17 protein-coding genes are annotated in these 20,407 nt (G+C 64.9%); 11 read left to right on the plus strand and 6 right to left on the minus strand.

Annotated features, from left to right (window positions below):
• Positions 1-17: 17 nt before the first annotated feature.
• Positions 18-983 carry a Bug family tripartite tricarboxylate transporter substrate binding protein gene (locus tag KVP10_RS06725; RefSeq protein WP_246600369.1) on the plus strand — a complete coding sequence of 322 codons (966 nt, stop codon included), beginning with the start codon at positions 18-20 and terminating at the stop codon, positions 981-983.
• 59 nt (positions 984-1,042) lie between these two features.
• Here KVP10_RS06725 and KVP10_RS06730 read toward each other — a convergent pair whose 3' ends face one another.
• Positions 1,043-1,981, minus strand: a complete 939-nt coding sequence (locus tag KVP10_RS06730) for a dihydrodipicolinate synthase family protein (protein ID WP_217963727.1) — start codon at positions 1,979-1,981, stop codon at positions 1,043-1,045.
• A gap of 169 nt (positions 1,982-2,150) precedes the next feature.
• On the opposite strand from KVP10_RS06730, the gene KVP10_RS06735 reads away from it, so the two are divergent.
• Positions 2,151-2,924: an MBL fold metallo-hydrolase gene (locus KVP10_RS06735; RefSeq protein ID WP_217963728.1), complete on the plus strand. Its 774-nt coding sequence runs from the start codon at positions 2,151-2,153 to the stop codon at positions 2,922-2,924.
• Positions 2,925-2,993: 69 nt separating this feature from the next.
• On the opposite strand, the gene KVP10_RS06740 is transcribed toward KVP10_RS06735, so the two are convergent.
• The gene (locus tag KVP10_RS06740; protein WP_217963729.1) at positions 2,994-3,857 is read right to left on the minus strand and encodes a LysR family transcriptional regulator; all 864 of its coding nucleotides are present in this window, start codon (positions 3,855-3,857) and stop codon (positions 2,994-2,996) included.
• A 185-nt stretch (positions 3,858-4,042) separates the two neighbouring features.
• Between KVP10_RS06740 and KVP10_RS06745 the strand changes: the two genes are divergently transcribed.
• The 4 genes from KVP10_RS06745 (at position 4,043) to KVP10_RS06760 (ending at position 8,461) form a co-directional block, all read left to right on the plus strand.
• Positions 4,043-5,167: a mandelate racemase/muconate lactonizing enzyme family protein gene (locus KVP10_RS06745; RefSeq protein WP_217963730.1), complete on the plus strand. Its 1,125-nt coding sequence runs from the start codon at positions 4,043-4,045 to the stop codon at positions 5,165-5,167.
• A 70-nt stretch (positions 5,168-5,237) separates the two neighbouring features.
• On the plus strand, positions 5,238-6,215 hold the full coding sequence (locus tag KVP10_RS06750) for a Bug family tripartite tricarboxylate transporter substrate binding protein (RefSeq protein ID WP_217963731.1): 978 nt from the start codon (positions 5,238-5,240) through the stop codon (positions 6,213-6,215).
• 60 nt (positions 6,216-6,275) lie between these two features.
• A complete protein-coding gene (locus KVP10_RS06755; RefSeq protein ID WP_217963732.1) occupies positions 6,276-7,088 on the plus strand; it encodes an alpha/beta fold hydrolase in 813 nt (270 codons plus the stop codon).
• 161 nt (positions 7,089-7,249) lie between these two features.
• Entirely contained in the window at positions 7,250-8,461 is a 1,212-nt protein-coding gene (locus tag KVP10_RS06760) for an MFS transporter (RefSeq protein WP_217963733.1), read from the plus strand.
• Positions 8,462-8,625: 164 nt separating this feature from the next.
• Here the strand turns inward: KVP10_RS06760 and KVP10_RS06765 are convergent, their stop codons facing one another.
• The 4 genes from KVP10_RS06765 to KVP10_RS06780 all read right to left on the minus strand — a co-directional run bounded on the left by KVP10_RS06765 (position 8,626) and on the right by KVP10_RS06780 (position 12,726).
• A complete protein-coding gene (locus tag KVP10_RS06765) occupies positions 8,626-8,907 on the minus strand; it encodes a peptidylprolyl isomerase (RefSeq protein ID WP_217963734.1) in 282 nt (93 codons plus the stop codon).
• A 72-nt stretch (positions 8,908-8,979) separates the two neighbouring features.
• Positions 8,980-10,440 carry an amidase gene (locus tag KVP10_RS06770; RefSeq protein WP_217963735.1) on the minus strand — a complete coding sequence of 487 codons (1,461 nt, stop codon included), beginning with the start codon at positions 10,438-10,440 and terminating at the stop codon, positions 8,980-8,982.
• Entirely contained in the window at positions 10,430-11,689 is a 1,260-nt protein-coding gene (locus KVP10_RS06775) for a D-amino acid dehydrogenase (protein WP_217963736.1), read from the minus strand. The genes KVP10_RS06770 and KVP10_RS06775 overlap by 11 nt, the downstream gene beginning before the upstream one ends.
• A gap of 131 nt (positions 11,690-11,820) precedes the next feature.
• Positions 11,821-12,726 carry a LysR family transcriptional regulator gene (locus KVP10_RS06780; RefSeq protein WP_217963737.1) on the minus strand — a complete coding sequence of 302 codons (906 nt, stop codon included), beginning with the start codon at positions 12,724-12,726 and terminating at the stop codon, positions 11,821-11,823.
• A 354-nt stretch (positions 12,727-13,080) separates the two neighbouring features.
• On the opposite strand from KVP10_RS06780, the gene KVP10_RS06785 reads away from it, so the two are divergent.
• The 5 genes from KVP10_RS06785 to KVP10_RS21400 all read left to right on the plus strand — a co-directional run bounded on the left by KVP10_RS06785 (position 13,081) and on the right by KVP10_RS21400 (position 20,305).
• Positions 13,081-14,520: a M81 family metallopeptidase gene (locus KVP10_RS06785; RefSeq protein WP_217963738.1), complete on the plus strand. Its 1,440-nt coding sequence runs from the start codon at positions 13,081-13,083 to the stop codon at positions 14,518-14,520.
• A gap of 199 nt (positions 14,521-14,719) precedes the next feature.
• Positions 14,720-16,291, plus strand: a complete 1,572-nt coding sequence (locus KVP10_RS06790; RefSeq protein ID WP_217963739.1) for an ABC transporter substrate-binding protein — start codon at positions 14,720-14,722, stop codon at positions 16,289-16,291.
• A gap of 69 nt (positions 16,292-16,360) precedes the next feature.
• Entirely contained in the window at positions 16,361-17,296 is a 936-nt protein-coding gene (locus KVP10_RS06795) for an ABC transporter permease (protein ID WP_217963740.1), read from the plus strand.
• Positions 17,297-17,342: 46 nt separating this feature from the next.
• Positions 17,343-18,215, plus strand: coding sequence for an ABC transporter permease (locus tag KVP10_RS06800; RefSeq protein ID WP_246600448.1), 873 nt, complete (start codon positions 17,343-17,345; stop codon positions 18,213-18,215).
• An 11-nt stretch (positions 18,216-18,226) separates the two neighbouring features.
• Complete coding sequence (locus tag KVP10_RS21400; RefSeq protein WP_217963742.1) at positions 18,227-20,305, plus strand: ABC transporter ATP-binding protein; 2,079 nt, start codon at positions 18,227-18,229, stop codon at positions 20,303-20,305.
• Positions 20,306-20,407: the final 102 nt, after the last annotated feature.

The raw sequence follows: 20,407 nt of genomic DNA on the forward strand, positions 1-20,407 counted from the left end.
TCACTCAGGAGACAAAAATGTTGCGTATCGTTTGTGCCTTTGCCTGCGCGGCCACGCTTGCCGCGGCGCTGCCGGCGCGTGCCGCGTATCCCGACAAGCCCATCCGCATGATCATCCCGCTGGCGGCGGGCAGCGCGGTGGACAATGCCGCGCGTGTGCTGGCCAAGAAGATGGCCCAGAACATGGGCGCGTCCATCGTGCTGGAAAACATACCCGGCGCGTCCGGGCAGATAGGCGCCGGCCAGGTGGCGCGCGCGGCGCCCGACGGCTACACCATCGGCGGCTTCAACGACAGCATCATGACCATGCTGCCGAACATACAGGCGCACCTGCCCTGGGACATCCTGAAAGACTTCGAGCCGGTGTCGCTGGTGGCCACGGTGGAATGGGGCCTGGTGGCTTCGCTGAAGTCGCCCTATCAATCGGCGGCGGACATCATCAAGGCCGCCAAGGCCGATCCCGGCCAGATCAATTACGGATCCGGCGGCGTCGGCAGTCCGCAGCACATCGCCATGGCATTGTTCGATTCCGACGCCGGGATCAAGATGCGCCACGTGCCCTACAAGGGGGCCTCGCAGGCGGCGGTCGGCATAGCCGGCAACGAGGTATCGGTGGGGTTCCAGGGCCTGGCTACCGTCACCGGCCTGGTTGAAGGAGGCAAATTGCGGCTGATCGGCGTTACGACGCCCAATCGCATGCCGCAGTTTCCCAATGTGCCCACGGTATCCGAATCGGGCCTGAAAGGGTTCCTGTTCAATTCATGGTTCACCATCGTCGCCCCGGCCGGCACGCCCAAGCCCATCATCGACCGCCTGAACGCCGAAATCGTCAAGGCCCTGAAAGACCCCGAGGTGATCGAGCGCTACAAGCACTACGGCCTGACGCCGCGCGGCTCGACGGCACAGGAACTCGGCGTCGAGACACGCACGCAACTGGCGCGCTACCACAAGCTGATCCACGACGCGGGCATAGAGCCGCGCTGAATGACTGCGAGCCGGCGCCTGGCGGTGCCGGCCTCGTATCGAGGCCGGGCGCCCGCGGATCAGGCGTCCGCGCCCGCCAGCGACGCCGCATTCTCGATGCGGAAATCGATGGCCTGCAGGTCGCTCTTCAGCTGGGTGAGTTGCTCTTGGGTGAGTTCGACCAGCGGCGGGCGCATCACCGACCACGACGGGTCTTGCGCCTGCCAGGCGATGGCCGCCTTCATGGCCGGTATCATGGGCTGCTTCTGGAAGATGCCGCGCACCTGGTCCAGCGCCGCCTGCTGCGCATCGGCGTCTTCCTGGCGCCAGGTTGCATGAAGCATGGAGATGGCGCGTGCATTGACGTTGCCGGTGGCGGTGATGCAGCCCGCGCCCCCGTGGCGCAAGGTTTGCAGCAGAAAGGTTTCGCTTCCGGCGAATACGTCGAAGCCGTGGGGCTGGAACTGCTGCAGCATCGCCAGCGTGTTGTCCCAGTTTCCGGAGCTGTCCTTGATGCCGGCGATGGCCTGGGGATAGGCCTTCAAGAGGCGTTCGATCAGGGCCAAGCTGATGCCGACCTGGGATACCGGCGGAATATGATAGAGATAGATCTTCAGCCTGGCATCGGCGACGGCATCGATGACCGTCGCGTAATTCCTGTACAGGCCTTCGTCGCTGACGCCTTTGTAGTAGAAGGGCGGCAGCATCAAGACCCCGGCGCAGCCCAGTTGCACGGCGTGCCTGGACAGCTCGATGGAATCAGTGATCGCGCAGCAGCCGGTGCCGGGCATCATGCGGTCGGTGGGCAGGCCTTGTTCGACCAAAGTATCGAGCAGCCGCTTTTTCTCGCCCACGGACAGTGAGTTCGCCTCGGAATTCGTCCCGAACACGGCCAGGCCCACGTCCTGCGCGATCAAGGACTTGCAGTGCGCCACGAACCGCGAGGCGCTGGGAGAGTAGTCAGGATTGAAGGGAGTCAGCACTGGCGAGAGGACGCCGCGGATTTTCTGGTCTGCCATGAGTCGCTCGATATGTCGGATTGAAGTTGGGGTACGCCCGAGTATGGCTCATATCGGCGCATCGTCAAAGGGGGTGATGCTTGTTTTAAAAGCTAGTTTTTTTGCTTTGAAGAGCGGTGCCGGCGTGGTTCATAATGGCCCCTGTGTTGGGCTGAACATTGCGGGCGATATGAAACTCCAAATCGGCGAATACCAAATCGATGTGCTGCTGCAGGGGTATCCCGGAAAGACAGTGTGCCATGGCGCCCTGGGCTGGAGCACGGTAAGCCTGGTGCGCGGCGGCGGGCGGGTCGTTATTGTCGATACCGGCCCTTTCGGCGCTCGGGCGCCCATCATCAAGCAATTGGGCGAGCGGGGGCTTGCGCCGTCGGATGTGACGGACGTCCTGCTCAGCCATGCCCATTATGATCATTCGATCAATTGGACCATGTTCGACAAGGCCCGCATCGTCATCGGGGAAAGCGAACTGGAATGGTCGCTGGGCGAACCGTGGGGCACGACTCCGGTGCCCGAGCTGTACATGCGCGAGCTGAAGCGGTGGCCGCGGCTGAAAACGGTGCGCGACGGCGAAGAAGTCTTCCCGGGCATGTCGGCGCGCATGGCGCCTGGCCATACGCCCGGCCATATGGTCTACGTCCTGGAAACGCGCGACCTCGATGTGATCTTTACCGGAGACGCGGTCAAGAATCGCGCCGAACTTCTCAGCGGACGGGCGTTCCATACCTACGACCAGGCTGTCAGCGGGGCTTCCATCGCTTTTATCCGCCAGCTTTGGGAGCGCCGCCCCGGCAGCATCCTGGTGCCGGGGCACGACCTGCCCATGGCACTCAAGGCGGGCGAGGTCGCCTACCTGGGCGATCGCCGCGCCGCCATAGAGGCCTGGTTCGGCGAGACGCTGGATCAAATCACCTCGTACAGCATCTGCCTGCCAGCCGGCGGCTGACGGCTTGTGGGGGGCTTGCGCCCGCGAACCATGAAGGCCCCGCCCGGCATGGGGTTTGCGCGCCTGTGCTCAGGGGCCGGCCAACTCGAGAAACGCGAGTACGAGTCTTTCCCTGGCCGAGGCGCGCTGCCACAAGAGGCCCAGGTTGCGGGTGGGTACGTGTTCGGGCAGGCTGTGGCGCAGCAGCGTCGGCGCGATGCGGTCCGCGTCGGCCCAGTCGGGCAGCACGGATACCCCCAGGCCGGCCTCGACCAGGTTGGCGATATAGTCTATGCCGTCCAATTCGAGGCGGACGTGCGGCCGGATCTGGTGGGCCTCCAGGTAATCGGCGGCCATCTTTCCCGCCACCACCCTGCGGTCATAGCGGATGAACGGGGCCTGCCGGATGATGTCGAAGGGATTCATGCCCGCCATTTCCGATCGTGTCAGCAGGATCAGGCGCTCGGTCCTGAGCAATCGCCAATTGAGGCTTTTCGGAATATCGAAAGCCGGGTGCACCAGGATCGCGGCGTCCAGCTCGCCCTGCTGGACGCGATCATATAGCGGGGTCGACGGCCCGGGCTCGATCAGCACGTTGATGTCGGGATAGATCGCCATCCATTTTTTCAGGATGCACGGCAGCATCCCTTTCAGCGCCGATGGCGCGGCGCCCAGGATCAGCGGGCCGGCGGGCAGGTCGGTGCTGCTCGCCAGCGAATTGAAAGTCTTCACTTCGCCCAGGATCAAGCGCGCTTGCTCTATGACTTTCCCGCCCGCGAGCGTGGGTCTGACCGTCCTGCCCGCACGTTCGATCAGCGTGGTGCCCACTTCCGCTTCGAGCGCCTTGATTCTGAGGGACACTGCCGTGGGCGTCAGGTCCAGGCGCCGCGCCGCCTCGGCAATAGAGCCGAATTCGACGATCTGCACGAAACTCTCTAGAAAGCGCGTGTCCAATTTTCCTCCCGGCCGGCGGCGTGGCGGCAATACCCGGATCCCGACACTGGAAACCTGTTTTCCTAACTTCTGAACGCAGCCGCATGCCGTTGTTCGCATCCGGCTGTTCGACAAGAATGAGGCCTGGCAATACGGCAGTCTACATCTGCGGGCCACATCCCCATCATGCAAAGAGAAGAGATTCTATGCCTACCATTCAATCGATAGAAGTCTGCGCCCCCGGTATTCCCCTGGATCGGGTCACCTCATTTTCCAATCGCAGCGTCAGCCACCGGCACTACGGCCTGGTCAGGGTGCGTTCGAGCGAGGGCATAGAGGGCATTGGTTTCTGCTATGTAGGCAGCGCGGGCGGCGCCATCTTCACCACCGCCGTCAAGGAACTGCTGGCGCCGGTCCTCATCGGCCAGGATTCATATGCCGTCGAAGGGCTGTGGCAGAAGATGTACCAGGAATCGCTGCTGCAGGGGCGGTCCGGCACTGTCATGCGGGCCATCAGCGCCCTGGACATCGCCCTGTGGGACCTGAACGCCAGAACCCATGGCCTGCCGCTGCACAAGTTCCTGGGTGCGGTCGAGCTGGAGTCGGTGCCGGCCTATGCCAGCGGCGGCTACTACCTGGACGGCAAGACGCCCGGGCACCTGGGCGAGGAGATGGCCAGCTACGTGGCCAAGGGCTTCGGCGCGGTGAAGATGAAATCGGGCCGCCTCAGTCCGGCCGAAGAGGAGCAGCGCGTGCGGGCCGCGCGGGAGGCCGTGGGCCCCGGCGTGGAGCTGATGATAGACCTGAACAACGCCTGGTCCGACGTGACGCAGGCCCTGCAATACGTCCGGCGCTTCGAGCCCTACGATCCGTACTTCCTCGAAGAGCCTTTCTCGCCGGACGACATCGCCAACCACGCCCGGCTGGCCGCCCGCACCCGCGTGCCTATTGCCACGGCGGAGATCGGCTACGGCCGCTGGTACCACAAGGCCTTGATGGACCAGGCCGCCGCGGCCATCCTGCAGACCGATGCGGCGGTGTGCGGCGGCATCACCGAATGGCGGCGGATTGCGCAGACCGCGTCCAGCTACGGCCTGGTGATGTGTCCGCACTGGTTCCACGACCTGCACGCGCCGCTGGTGGCGAGCACCGTCAATGCGCGCTATGTGGAGTTCTTCTGGGACGACCAGGTATTGAACTTCCGCAAACTGGTCGATCGCCAGCTCGAACAAAAGGGCGGGCGGGTGATCCTGCACCAGGAGCCCGGCCTGGGCTTCGGCTTCGACGAGGCCTATCTCGCGAAATTCGCGAAATGGGAAACCGTCAGGTAGCCATTCGATACGGTTCCAGCACAGGGCCGGGCGTCTCCGGCCATGATTGTTCGCCGATGAGGAGGAGACAATGAAGAAAGTACTGCTTGCCGCGGTGTCCGCATGCGCGGTCCTGGCGCTGATGCGGCCGTCGCTGGCGCAGGACAAGGCGGCATGGCCGACCCAGCCCATACATCTGGTGGTGCCGTCGGGGGCCGGCGGCATCACGGATACCCTGGCCAGGATCCTGGCCCAGAAGGTGGGCACGATCCTGGGCCAGAGCTTGATCGTGGACAACAAGCCCGGGGCCAGCGGCATCATCGGTTCGCGTTACGTCGCCCGTGCCAATCCGGACGGCTACACGCTGCTGATGGTGTTCCCGTCGCATGTCGTGAACCCCAGCGTCACCAAGAACCTGCCCTACGACACGGCCAAGGACTTTGCGCCCGTCTCGAAGGTCGGGTCGGTGGCGGAAATCCTGCTGGTGAACAAGGACAGTCCGATCAAGAGCGTCAAGGACTTGATCGCCGCTGCCAAGGCGCGGCCGGGCGCCCTGAATTACGGGGCGGTGGGCGTGGGCAGCCTGGGCGACCTGTGCATGCTCCTGTTCCAGTCGCAGGCCGGGGTCAAGCTCACCCAGGTTGCATACAAGGGCGATCCCGAGACCCTGTCGGCATTGATCCGCGGCGACATACAGGCCGCGTTCGTGGCTCCGATCTCGGCCATGGCGATGGTGAAGTCCGGCAAGCTCAGGGCCCTGGCGATATCGGACGCCCATGGATCGCGGGCCTTGCCCGAGATCCCGCCGGTCGCCAAGGAAGGCCTGGCGGGTTTCGACGTGACGGGCTGGAACGCCGTGTTCGCGCCGGCCGGCACGCCCAAGCCCATAGTCGACAAGCTCAACCATGCGATCAACCAGGCGCTGGCCGATCCGGACCTAGTCAAGAAGTTCATTTCGCAAGGCGTCAACCCGATCGGCTGCCCGCCCGAGGTTTTGCAGCAGGCCGTGGAGCATGATATTGCGTCCATAGGCCAGGCGCTCAAGGCGGCGGGTGTCGAGCCTCGATGATTGCCCCGGCTGCCCGCGGGGCAGCGCGCCGCTTGTTCCGGTTTTGAATGGAGTGTCCTCATGCCCTATATGGAATTATCCGAAGACTTCAAGCCTTATTACGAAATCCACGACTGTACGGACCCCTGGAAGCCAGCGGAAACGGTGCTGTTCGTGCATGGTTTCACCGAGAACACCACATGCTGGCGAGGCTGGATCCCCCACCTGGCCCGCAACTACCGCTTGCTGCTGCTGGACTTGAGGGGATTCGGCAAGACGGGGCCCGTGGCCGAGTCGTTCAAGTTCTCTACCGAGCTGGTTGTCGATGACCTGGTGCGCGTCATCAACCACCTGGCTGGCGGGCCGGTGCATGTGGTGGCGGGCAAAAGCGGCTGCATCAGCGTGATGCGCCTGGCGGCGACCCGGCCGGACCTGGTGAAGTCGCTGACCCTGGCCTGCCCGCCTTTGTCCAGCCCCGGCAATAGCGACTGGGTGCCGTACATGGCGGAACACGGCATGCGCGATTGGGCGCGTGCCACCATGCCGGCCAGGCTGGGCCGCGATACGGACCCGCGCTGCATCGATTGGTGGGTGGACATGATGGGCGCCACGGCTCTGTCCACCGCCAGGGCCTACCTGAAATGGGTGGTCACCACCGAGCCTCGCCTGGATCTGCCCAAGATAAGCTGCCCGGCCCTGGTCATCCTGACCACGCTGTCGCAAGAGACCAATGCCGTGGGCGGCGGCCAGCTGGGGCCAGAGGTGGTCCGGCACGATGCCCCGCACGCCGAAGTCCTGGTGCTGGACATGGACTGCTATCACGCTTCCGGATCCGACCCCGACACCTGCGCTCAGGCGGCCCGCAAATTCCTGGACGGTTTGCGCGCCTCCTGATCTTTCCTTCCCGCTTTTCCCGCCGCTGCCCGGAGGTCCATGCCTCGCCCTGGGGCCACGCAGTTCGTGCCGCGTGCCGGTCGCCCCGGGCGCCGGCTCCGGGGCCTTAAGGTCTGCGGGCTGTCCGGCAGAAGCAGGCCGGCGCGTGCTACGCTAGCGGCATGACCCGCGCTTCTTCCCATTCCGGGGCCACGCCGTATTCGTCCGGCGTGGTCCTTTTTGCTCTTGCCATCGGCGCATTCGCCATAGGCACCACCGAATTCGCCACGATGAGCCTGCTGCCGTATTTCGCACGGGACTTGCACGTGGACGCGCCCACCGCCGGCCATGTCATCAGCGCCTATGCGCTGGGCGTGGTCGTGGGGGCGCCAATACTGACGGTGCTGGCCGCGCGCATGCCGCGGCGCACGCTGCTGCTGTGGCTGATGGGGATGTTCTCGCTGTTCAACGGCTTGTGCGCGTTTGCGCCTTCGTATCATTGGCTGCTGGTGTTGCGCTTCCTGAGCGGCTTGCCGCATGGGGCGTATTTCGGCATCGCCGCGCTGGTCGCGGTGTCGCTGGTGCCGCTGAACAAGCGCAGCCAGGCCGTGGGGCGGATGTTCCTGGGGCTGACCGTCGCCACCATCATAGGCGTGCCGTTCGCCAACTGGCTCGGGCACGCGGTGGGCTGGCGCTGGGGGTTTGCGCTGGTGGCGTTCGCGGGCATATTGACCGTCATCCTGGTGGCTCTGGTGGCTCCCCGCACGCCGGCCGAGCCGGGCTCCAGCCCCTTGCGCGAACTGGGCGCGTTGCGGCATGCGCAGGTATGGCTGACGCTGGCAACCGGCGCCATAGGCTTCGGCGGCCTGTTCGCGGTCTATACCTACCTGGCCGACACGCTGATGCAGGTGACTGGGGCGTCGCCGCAAGTCGTGCCGGTGGTGCTGGGGATTTTCGGGGTGGGCATGACCGTCGGCAATATCGTGGTTCCCTGGTTTGCGGATCGCGCCCTGATGCCTACCGCCGGCGGGCTGCTGGTATGGAGCGCCATCGCCACAGCCCTGTTTCCGCTGACGGCGGGCAATATCTGGGCGGTAAGCGTGAATGTGTTCCTGATCGGGATCGGCGGCGCGCTGGGCACGGTGCTGCAGACCCGCTTGATGGACGTGGCGCGGGATGCGCAAGGCCTGGCCGCGGCCTTGAACCATTCGGCGTTCAATTTTGCCAACGCGCTGGGGCCGCTGCTGGGCGGCATGGCCATCGCGCATGGCCTGGGCTGGACTTCCACGGGGCCGGTGGGCACCCTGCTTGCCCTGGGTGGGCTGGTGCTGCTGCTGGCTTCGGTATGGCTGGATCGGGCGCGGCGCGGGCCGCTGCGCCCGATCCGCGCCTAGCCTGGCGCTCTTGCGCTGCTGTGGGTCCGGTTCGCACCAAGCCAAAACAGGCTTGAAAAAGGCCCCTGCAATAGGGGCCTATACCGTCGTGTCGATACATGGCTCGGGCCGCTATGCACTGCCGGCCGGGGAAAGCCCAGCCGCCGCGGCCTGGCGCGCCGGGTTCAGTCCTGGCGGTTCGTGACTTCGACCAGGTGGTAGCCGAATTGGGTCTTCACGGGGCCTTGCACCACGCCGACCGGCGCGCTGAAGACGACCTCGTCGAATTCCCGGACCATCTGGCCGCGGCCGAAGGTACCGAGGTTGCCGCCGTCACGGCTGGACGGGCAGCTGGAGTTTTCCTTGGCGACCTGGGCGAAGTCGGCGCCGTTCTCGATGGCGCTCTTGAGTTCCAGGCACTTGGCTTCGGTGTCGACGAGGATATGGCGGGCGGATGCTTGGGCCATGAGGGCTCCTGTATATATAGAGTGTTGAATCCGACAGCATAACCTGTTTGCGCCGCAGCCATGGGCGGCGCCTCAAGCCAGCGCGGGAGTGTAGCGGGGCGGACGCCGCACACCGCCTGTTTGTTCCCAGTGGGCCGCATAATTCAACAAGTCCTGCTCGGCATAGGCCCGGCCCAGCAGTTCGATGCCGACCGGCAGGCCTTGTTGCGTAAATCCGGCGGGCATGGCGATGGCCGGCAAGCCGGTACCAGGGCTCAATTGGCTGTTGGCTCCGCTCATGGCGTGCCCGATCTCGACGGGCGGGGTGCGCAGCACAGGATATGCCAGTACGTCGAGCCGGTGCTGCTGCATGCAGGCGCAAACTGCCAGGCGCAAGGCTTGGCGGGCGGCCTGTGCCGCGCCATAGGCTGGGCTGTCCAGGCTTTCCGGAAGATCGCGCAGGCGCAATACGGCGTCGAGCTGCTGATGGTGCAGCTTTTGCCGCAGGATCTCGGCCAGGGACTTTACCGGAGCGTGTGCGTGGCTGGCCAAGTAGGCGGCCAGGGCGAACTTGAATTCATGGGCGATGACGTTGCTGTCACGCATGGCGTCCGCCAGTCCGGGAATCTGCACGTCCACGACCTGCGCGCCCAGGCCGCGCATGGTTTCGATGGCGCGGCGCACGATGTCCGAGACTTCCTGTTCTTCGGCTTGTGTGCCGAACAAATCGGCCGGCACGCCGATGCGTGCGGCGGCAAGGGCCTTGTCCCGCAGCCCCGCCAGGTAGGAGGCGGGAATGTGGCTTGCGGCTTCCAGCGTCGGCGGGTCGTCGGGATCGGGGCCCACAGTAGCGTCGAGCATGATGGCCAGGTCGCGAACCGTGCGGGCAAGGGGGCCGCCCAGGTCCTGGGTAGGGGACAGCGGCATGATCCCGGAACGGCTGGACAGGCCTTGCGTGGCGCGCAGCCCCACCAGGTTCTGGCATGCGGCGGGAATGCGGATCGAGCCGCAGGTATCGCTGCCCATGCCGGCGGCGGCGAAGGAGGCCGCGACCGCAGCGGCCGTGCCCCCGCTGGAACCGCCAGGCACGCGTTGCGGGTCGTACGGATTGCGCGTGACGCCCGTCAGCGACGATATATTGGTGATGCCGCAGGCCAGCTCATGCATGGTGGTCTTGCCCAGGATGACAGCCCCGGCCTGCCGCAGGCGCCGTACCTGGAATGCGTCGCGCTCGGGCCTGTGTCCGGCCAGGGCCCGCGTGCCGCCGGTGGTCGGCATGTCGGCCGCGTCGAAATTGTCTTTCAGCAGTATGGGTATCCCATGCAGCGGTCCGCGCAAGCGCCCGGCGCCGCGCTCGGCGTCGAGTTCGCCGGCCTGTGCGGCGGCGGCCGGGTTCAGCGCGACAATCGAATTGAGTGCCGGGCCGAGGTGGTCGTAAGCCGCGATGCGGCGCAGGTAGGCCTGTACCAAGTCGCGCGACGTGCAGTGCCCTGCTGACATGGCGTCCTGCAGTTCGGCGATCGAACGTTCGAAAACGAAATCTTCAGGCAGCATGCAGATGGAATGGGGTCGGGTCTATGGGCGGGCGCCGGCCCGCCATCTGGGCCGCCAGCAGCGCGGCGCTGCCGCAGGCCAGCGTGAAGCCGAGCGCTCCTTGGCCGATATTCAACCACAGGTTCTTCGCCGCGGGGCTGGCGCCGATGATGGGCTTGCCCGAGGGCGTAGCGGGGCGCAGGCCGGCCCACGGCAGTGCCCGGCCCAGGTCGAGGCGCGCAAAGGCCTCGCGCACCTGGCGGGCCAGTCCTCCGATGCGTTCGGGGCTGGGGCGGGTATCGTCATAGCCGATGTCGACCATGGCCGCCGCCCTCAGCGAGGCGCCGATACGGGCGTAGACGATGCGCCGCTGGTAGTCGGTGACGCTGATGGCCGGGGCCGCGCTTTCTTCGGCTGCCGGCAGTGGGATGCTCAGGCTATAGCCTTTCAGCGCATAGATAGGCACGTCATGGCCCAGGGGGCGCAGCAGCGCGCGGCTGCCCATGCCATTGGCGACCACATACGAGTCGGCTTCGATGTCGCCGGCAGAGGTGCAGGCGGCAACGATGCGCCCCTGCTCGCGCCGCAAGTTCAGCACCCCGGTCTTGAGCAAGCGCGTCATGCGGGGGAACTGCTGCAAGCGGTCGAACAGGCCTTGGGTGAACTTGCGGCAGTCGCCGGTTTCCTCGTCGGCCGTGTAGACGGCGCCGGCCATGGTGTTGCCGAAGGATTGCAATGCCGGTTCCAGCTGCAGGACTTGCGCCGGCGTCAGTATGCGCTGGCTCGAGCCGTGCGCCGCCTGGTAGGCGACCTGCGTACGAGCCTTTTCCAGCAGCGCGGGGTCGCGGTAGACGATGAGCTTGCCGTTGCGCCGCAGGTCGAAATCCAGGGGTTCGTCCTGCAGCAGCGTATGCAGGGTTTCGCGGCTCAGGTAGGACAGCGTCAGCATCTGCGCTGTCGATGCGCGTGCCACGGACGAGCGGCAGTCGCGCATGAAGGCGGCAATCCAGCGCCATTGATGAGGGTCCCAGCGCGGGCGGAAGCGCAAGGGGGAGTCTTTCTGCCACAGCCATCTGGGCATGTTGGGGATTACTCCGGGCCCGGCCAGCGGCGCCACGTAGCTATAGCTGAGTTGCCCGCCATTGGCGAAGCTGGTCTGGCCGGCGGGCTCGGCGCCGACCTCCAGCAAGGTGACTTGATGTCCATCCCGCGCCAGTTGATAGGCCGACGTCACGCCGACGACCCCCGCTCCGATCACGCAAACATGCATGGCTTGTGACCCACCCACAAAAGATGTGGGATTCTGGGCTTGGGGCTGCGAGAGCGTCAATTCCAATATCGGAGGTAGCCATAACCTTGCGATATGGGAGCGTTCGGCGCTCGTTTCGATAGTGACCGCTATCAGCCCTGCAGGCTGTCTTGATTTTCGGGCAGCATGATCTGCTTGCAGACTGTTTGCAGCCTGTCGATGAAGGCCTGGTGCTGGGCCGACAAGGGGTCGTCGGTGCGGACCATGACGCTGATAGGCACATCGATGCGAGGCGCGAGGCGGCAGAGCGTCAGGCCGGGGCGCAGCATGGTGCGCCCGGTGATCAGGTCGACAATGGTGTCGCCGCAGCCGGCCTCTACCAGTGCACAGGCTACGTAGTGGGTCTGTACCTGCGCGATGATGTTCATGCTCAGGCCCTCGGCGTCCATGGCCTGCTGCAGCAGCAGGCCCGAGGGGTCGCGGGCTTCCAGCGCTATGAAATCGCGCTTGGGGAGGTCGCGCAGTTTTACGGGGCCGGGTTTGTGCAGGCGCGACATATAGACTAGTTCCGTGTGTCCCACATGTATGCGCCGCAGTCCCGGGTATTCATTCTGGTCGAAGGTGACGATCAGGTCCAGCTCGCGGGCGAGCAGCCCTTCCACCAGTTCGCCGCTGTGATGCGTATGCAGATCGAACGTGACATGCGGCTGTGTGCGCTGGCTGTGCCGCACCACCGAGGGCAGCAAGCCCAGGCCCAGCGCCGGCGTACTGCCTATGCGCAGATGGCCCTGGTGACTATGCTTGAGGCTATAGGCCAAACGCCGCACGTTGGTCAGCTCTTGCTGCAGGCGGGCGACTTGCGGGGCCAGTACTTCGGCCTCGCGAGTCGCGCGCAATCGCCCCTTGACTCGCTCGAACAGCTTGAATCCGAGCTGAGCCTCGGCATTGGCCAGAAGCTTGCTGGCCGCGGGCTGGGATACGTGCAGTGCTTCGGCTGCCTCGGTCAGGGAGCCGGTGCGCCAAATGGCGCCGAAGATTTCTATGTGGCGCAGCCGCATTATGGATCCGCCTTCGGAGAGGAAGCTCTTGCTATAGTTCGGGTCGCGTGGCGCCGCAACGCCCGGCGGCGGCAGGTTCCGCGATACTGTACCACTGCAAGCGGAACGTGCCGCGAAGCCTGTCATCCCGAGTTTCGCGAGGCTGGCGCGCCCATGACCATGGGCATGGCTTGGGTATTCGAATATCCATCGTATTCCAGGCACTATAACCAAAGGTTATTCATTCTGTAGAATTGGCTATTTGCCAATGGTCGAATCGCAATCCGATAATGACCGGCGTCATACTTTGTCGTCGAAACTCATTGGATCCCATAGAGGCTGGTGCGTCGACAGGTCCAAGATCAAAGGAAGATCATGAAGGTATTCAGCGGGGCGCTGGGCACGGAAACCAATACTTTTTCACCTATTCCGACCAGTATCGAGGCGTTCCAGGCCCATGAATATTATCCCGCGGGGCAATATCCCGACAGCCCCACCCTGTATGGCGCGCCGCTGGCCATAGCCCGCCGTCGCGGCGCCGAGCTCGGCTGGGAAGTCCATGAAGGCATGGTGTCTTCGGCGCCGCCCAGCGGCATCACCACCCGCAGCGCCTACGAGGCTTTGCGCGACGAATTGCTGGGCGACTTGCGCCGGGCGTTGCCTGTGGACATGGTGCTGCTGAGCCTGCACGGTGCCATGGTGGCCGACGGCTACCCCGACTGCGAAGGCGACATCCTGGCCCGCGTGCGCGAGATGGCCGGGCCCAAGGCCATCATAGGCGCCGAACTCGACCTGCATTGCCATCTCAGTCCTACGATGGTCGAAAAGGCCGACGTGCTGGTGCTGTTCAAAGAATACCCGCACACCGATATCGTCGAGCGTGCCGAAGAGCTCGTGGAATTGTGCCTGGCCAAGTACGAGAAACGCGTGCAGCCCGTAGCCGCCGTGGTCGATTGCGACATGATCGTGCCCATGCACACCACGCGTGACCCGGGCCAAAGCTTTGTGAGTCGGATCCAGTCCCTGGAAGGCAAGGATTCCATCCTGTCGATCTCCGTCGCCCATGGTTTTGCCACGGGCGATGTGCCGGACATGGGCACCAAGGTCCTGGTGTACAGCGACGGCAAGCCCGAGGCGGCGCAGCGGCTGGCCCGGCAACTGGCCGACGAACTGATCGCCATGCGCGAGCAATTGATGGTGCCTTATCGCGACATCGACACGGCGCTGGACGAGGCCCTGGCCATCGACGGCGGCCCGGTAGTGCTGGCCGATCGGCCGGACAATCCGGGCAGCGGGGCGCCGGGCGACTCGACGTTCGTCCTGCGCCGCATGCTGGAGCGCGGCATCCGCAATGCCGCGCTGGGGCCTCTGTGGGATCCGGGCGCGGTGCGCATCGCCTTCGACGCCAAACCGGGCGCCACCCTGGCCATGCGGCTGGGCGGCAAGATCGGGCCGTTGTCCGGCGATCCGGTGGACGTGGTCTGTACTGTCAAGGCCATCAAGCCAGACATGCTCATGACGGGGCTGACCGGCGCGCCGGTGCGCGTGGGGAATTCTGCGCTGGTCGAAGCCCAGGGCATCGAGATCGTCCTGACCACCGCACGCAACCAGGCCATGAATACGGACCTGTTCACCCAACTAGGCTGCGATCTGTCCGCCAAGAAAATCGTGGTGGTGAAATCCGCCCAGCATTTCCATGCCTCTTTTTCCAAGGTTGCGCGCCAGATCATCTACGTGGGCGGCAAGGGCGTGGCCAGCCCCGACTGGAAGACTCTGCCGTACAAGCATATCAAGCGGCCCAAGTGGCCCTTGTAGCCGTGCGGCCGCGGGCATGGCGCAACAATATATAGCAAGATAAACACACAAGGGGGAGGTAAAAATGGAAAATACCGGACTAGCGGTCATCTGGGCAGGAGTAGCGCCTCGCAAGCGGGCGCCCTGACTCAGGCACAGTGATTCGCGATTCATCGAAAATCGCAGCTCGTCGTCAACAATTTCATTCCTGGACAGAGACATGAAAAATCGTATTCTCGCCCCGCTCGCGGCAGCGCTCGCAATCTCCGGCGCCCTTTGCGGGGTGCAGGCCCATGCCAAGACGCTGAAGATGGTGCCCTACGCCGATCTGAAGATTCTGGATCCGAGCTTCACCACGGCGTACATTACCCGCAATTTCGGCTACATGGTCTATGACACCTTGTTCGCCATGGATGCCAAGGGCCAGCCCCAGCCCGAGATGGTCGATACCTACAAGAAGTCGGACGACGGCAAGGAATGGACATTTACCTTGCGTCCGGGCCTGAAATTCAGCGACGGCAAGCCGGTTACCGCGGCCGATTGCGTGGCTTCGCTCAAGCGCTGGGCCGCCCGCGACAATATCGGACACGCCATGACCAAGGCCGGCGGGCAATGGAGCGTGGTCAACGACAACACTTTCAAGCTGACCCTGCAGCAGCCCTTCGGGCTGGTGCTCGACGGCCTGGCCAAGGTGTCCAGTTATCCGGCGTTCATCATGCCGGCCCGGCTCGCCGACATGCCTACCAACAAGCCGATCTCCGAAGTGGATGGCTCGGGCCCGTATCTGTTCAAGCGCGACGAATGGGTGCCGGGCAACAAGGTCGTGTTCGTGCGCAACCCCGCCTATGTGCCGCGCAAGGAAGCCCCCAGCGGGCTGGCGGGCAACAAGGCCTCGCACGTGGATCGCGTGGAATGGGTGATACTGCCCGATTCCAATAGCGCCGCCGCTGCGCTCAAGAGCAACGAAGTCGACATGATCGAGCAGGTGCCGCCCGATTTCATCTCGGGCCTGGCCGCGGACAAGAATCTCAAGACCGGCGTCATCGGGCAGCAGCAAGTCTACGTGGTCATGAACCAGGCCTTGCCGCCATTCGACAATGTCAAGATGCGGCAGGCCGTGGCCCATGCCATCGACCAGAACGAGGTGACCAGCGCCATGGGTTACCCCGACAATCTGCGCAAGAAGTACTGCGCGACCTTCTTCATCTGCGGGAGCGCCAATGACACGGATGCCGGCTCGGCACCGTATCGCAAGCCGGATATCGCCCTGGCGAAGAAGCTGCTGGCCGAATCGGGATACAAGGGCCAGAAGATCGCTGTGCTGCTGCCCACGGACGTTGCCTACCTGAATGCGGCTGCGCTGGTGACCATCCAGGACATGCAGAAGATCGGCATTAATGTGGATGTGCAGTCCATGGACTGGGCCACGCTGTCGGCGCGGCGCGCCAAGAAGGGTCCGGTCGCGCAAGGAGGCTGGAATGTGTTTGTCTCTGCAGCCGCCGAATTCAACGTCGACTCGCCCCTGAACAACACCTACCTGGGGGCAGCCTGCGGCAACAGCTTGCCGGGCTGGCCTTGCGACGAGAAGCTGGACAAGCTGCGTTCCGAGTGGATCGCCGCAACCGACCCGGCGCAGCGCAAGAAACTGTTGGACGAGATCCAGGTGGAGGCCTACACGAGCTTTCCCAACTTGCCCATCGGCCAGTTCTCGCTGGTATACGCCACGCGCAAGGACATCAAGCACACCGACGAACTCTGGGGCCTGCCCAACGTCTGGGTTCTGGACAAATAGCGTCGATGGAATGAGCCTGCCGGCCTGCATGATAGTTGGTCCAATATAGGCGGGCCGCAGGAGTCCCATATGCAATACATTATCAAGCGCATCCTGGCCGTGGTCCCCGTGGTGGTGGTAGTCGCGGTCGTGGTGTTCCTGCTGATACACCTGTCGCCCGGCGACCCGGCGGCCCTGATCGCCGGCGATTACGCCACAGCCGACGATATCGCCAAGCTGCATGCGGCCCTGGGCCTGAACGAGCCGCTATGGCGCCAGTTCATGCTGTGGGCGGTGAAACTGCTGCACGGCGACCTGGGCACTTCCATATTCACCCAGGCTCCGGTCACGCACTTGCTGGCGCAACGCCTGGGGCCCACCGTGTCCATCGCGGTACTGACGACGCTGCTGTCCGTGGTGATCGCGATACCGCTGGGCGTGCTGGCCGCCTATCGGGCCGGAAGCTGGATAGACCGGCTTGTGATGTTGTTCTCGGTGCTGGCGTTTTCGGTGCCGGTGTTCCTGGTCGGCTATCTGTTCATGTACACCTTCGGGGTCAAGCTGCAATGGTTTCCGACCCAGGGCTACGTCAGCCTGTCGCATGGCTTGATCCCGTGGTTGCGCAGCCTGGCGCTGCCCTGCGCCAACCTGGCGCTGGTGTATATCGCGCTGCTTACCCGCATGACCCGGGCCACGGTGCTCGACGTGCTGCATGAAGACTACATACGCACAGCGCGCGCCAAGGGCCTGGCGGTGCTGCCGGTGCTGGGCCATGCGCTGCGCAATGCCGCCGTTCCGATCGCCACTACCGTCGGCGTCGGCATCGCCCTGATGCTGGGCGGCGTGGTCGTGACCGAGACCGTGTTCGCGATTCCCGGGGTCGGGCGCCTGGTCATAGACGCCGTGCTGCACCACGATTATCCGGTCATCCAGGGCGTGCTGCTGGTGTCTGCGGCGTGCTATGTCGTGATCAATCTGCTGATCGACCTGAGTTACAGCCTGTTCGACCCGCGCATCCGCTACTGACCGCCGCGAAGGATTTCCCATGACAGACAGTTTCCAGCCCTCACCGATGGCCGGTGTGGATGTGCCTGCAGACCGTGATTTGCAGCGCGCCCTGCGCTTCAGGTCGTTGCGCAAGTATCCCATGCTGTACCTGGGCGGCGTGCTGCTGGTGCTGATCGCGGCCACGGCGATATTCGCGCCCTGGATCGCGACTCACGACCCCTTGAGCATCAGTCCGCTCGCGCGGCTCAAGCCGCCCTCGGCCGCGCATTATTTCGGCACCGATGCGCTGGGCCGCGACGTGTTCAGCCGCGCCATGTGGGGCGGCCGCGTATCCCTGGTCGTGGCGGTGGCGGTGGCCGTGCTCTCCACGGTCTGCGGCGTGATACTGGGCCTGGCCGCGGGTTTTTCGCGCTGGGCCGATTCCATCATCATGCGCATCATGGACGGCCTGATGGCCATCCCCGACATCCTGCTGGCTATCGCGCTGGTGGCCATCGTGCGTCCCAGCCTGACGACGGTCATCGTCGCCATCACGATTCCGCAGATTCCCCGCATGGTCAGGCTGGTACGATCGCTGGCCCTGACCTTGCGCGAACAACTGTTTGTCGAGGCGGCCTACGCCATAGGCACCCGGCTGCACGTCATCCTGTGGCGCCACGTGCTGCCCAACACCTTGGCGCCTGTGGTGGTGCAGGCGACCTTCATCGCCGCCAGCGCAGTGCTCACCGAAGCGGTGCTGTCCTTCCTGGGGGTGGGCGTACCGGCGCAGATACCGAGCTGGGGCAATATGATCGCCGACGGGCGCAACGTCGTCGCCATCGCGCCGCACATCATCCTGTTTCCAGGCATCCTGCTGGCGCTGACAGTGCTGTCCATCAACTCGATCGGCGACGGCCTGCGCGATGCGCTGGATCCGCGCCTGGCGAACCAACTGTAGGATGCGGGCCCATGCAAGCACATGACCCTCTGCTCGAAATCGACAATCTGTCGACCTTCTTCGACACCTTGTCCGGCACGGTGCGTTCCGTCAATGGCGTGTCGTACAACTTGTATGCCGGCGAGACTCTTGGGGTGGTGGGCGAATCGGGTTGCGGCAAGAGCGTGACCGCGCTGTCGGTCTTGCGCCTGATACCTACGCCGCCCGGGCGCTATGCCGGCGGCCAGATCCGCTATCGCGGCACCAATTTGCTGGAGCTCGGCGAAAAGGAAATGCGCCGCATCCGCGGCAACCGCATTTCCATGATCTTCCAGGAGCCCATGACCTCCCTGAACCCGGTGCTGACCGTGGGCCGGCAGATTGCCGAGACCATCATGGTCCACCAGAAGGTCGGCAAGCGCCGCGCGCATGCCCAGGCCCTGGAAATGCTGGAACTGGTGCAGATCGCCGAGCCGCGGCGCCGCATCGACGAGTATCCGCACCAGTTGTCGGGCGGCATGCGCCAGCGCGTCATGATCGCGCTGGCCCTGGCGTGCCGGCCCGACGTGCTGATCGCCGACGAACCCACCACTGCCCTGGATGTCACCATCCAGGCGCAGATCCTGAAGCTGCTGGGCGATCTGCAGAAGCAACTGGGCATGGGCGTGGTCATGATCACCCATGACCTGGGCGTGGTGGCCGAGTGCTGCGACCGGGTGGTGGTGATGTATGCCGGACGCAAGGTGGAAGAGGCGCCGGTGGCCGAGTTGTTCGACAACCCCGCGCATCCTTATACCCGCGCGCTGCTGGCCGCCATGCCGGCCATGGGCTCGCAATCCAGGCGGCTGGAAGAAATCCCCGGCATCGTGCCGGCGTTGAGCAACCTGGGGCCCGGCTGCAGTTTCGCACCGCGCTGCCGCTACGCCACGCAACGCTGCCGCGCCGAAGTGCCGCCTCTGCGTGCTTTCGGCGAGAGCCATATAGTGGCCTGTTTCGAGGCCGAGCGCGTAACCGGGCGGATTCCGGCCTTGCACGAGGATGACGCAGAACGAGGCGTGGCCGTCGCGCCGGCCGTGGCGGGCGCAGCCGAGGGCCCCGTAGAGGCCGGGCAGGCTGCGCCGGCGCCCGAGGCGCCGCTGCTGGTGGTGCGCGACTTGAAGAAATACTACGCGGGCTCGCACTCCTGGTTCGGCAAAGGTGCGCCGCAAGTACAGGCCGTGGACGGTGTCTCGTTCACGGTGGGCCGCGGCGAAACGCTGTCGCTGGTGGGCGAGTCGGGCTGCGGCAAGTCGACCACGGGCAAGTCCATCATGCGCTTGATCCAGCCCACCGCGGGTTCGGTGCAGCTCGACGGCGAAGAGATCACCAGCCTGGACGCCGAGCAGATGCGCATGCGCCGCCGCGACATGCAGATCATTTTCCAGGACCCATACGCCTCGCTCAACCCGCGCATGACTGCGGGCCAGATCGTGATGGAGCCCATGCGCAACTTTCCGGATGCCGATACCGGCACGGCGCGCGGACGCGAAGAGCGGGTGGCCTGGCTGTTTTCCAAGGTGGGCCTGCGGCCCGAGGCCGCCCGCAAGTATCCCCATGAATTTTCCGGCGGCCAGCGCCAGCGCCTGGGCATTGCACGCGCGCTGGCGCTGCGGCCCAAGCTGATTGTCTGCGACGAACCCGTATCGGCGCTGGACGTGTCGGTGCAGGCGCAGATCATCAATCTGCTCACCGACCTGCAGAACGAACTGGGCGTGGCCTACCTGTTCGTCGCGCACGACCTGGCGGTGGTGCGCCACATCAGCCATCGGGTCGCGGTCATGTACCTGGGCCACATCGTCGAGATCGCCGACCGCGATACGCTGTTTTCCAGGCCCTTGCATCCTTATACGGAAATCCTGCTGTCGGCGGTGCCGACCCCGGACCCGCATGCGGTCACGCAGCGCAAGCTGCTGCAAGGCGACCCCCCGAGCCCGGCCAATCCGCCGCGCGGCTGCCGTTTCCATACCCGCTGTCCGCTCGCCAAGCCCATCTGCAAGGAAGAGCGCCCGCCGCTTACGCCCAGGCTGGCCGCCGCTGGCGGCCAGCAGATGGTGGCTTGCCATGTGCGGTAGGGGCGAGACTGGTGCGAACCGCATGCGCGGACAATGCCGTGCTCGCACCAGGCCCTCGCTGCTTCGGGCATCGGCTTTTCAGTGACGCTGCAGATGCCTGCC

This window comes from Candidimonas humi, assembly GCF_019166065.1.
Lineage (GTDB): Bacteria > Pseudomonadota > Gammaproteobacteria > Burkholderiales > Burkholderiaceae_B > Candidimonas > Candidimonas humi.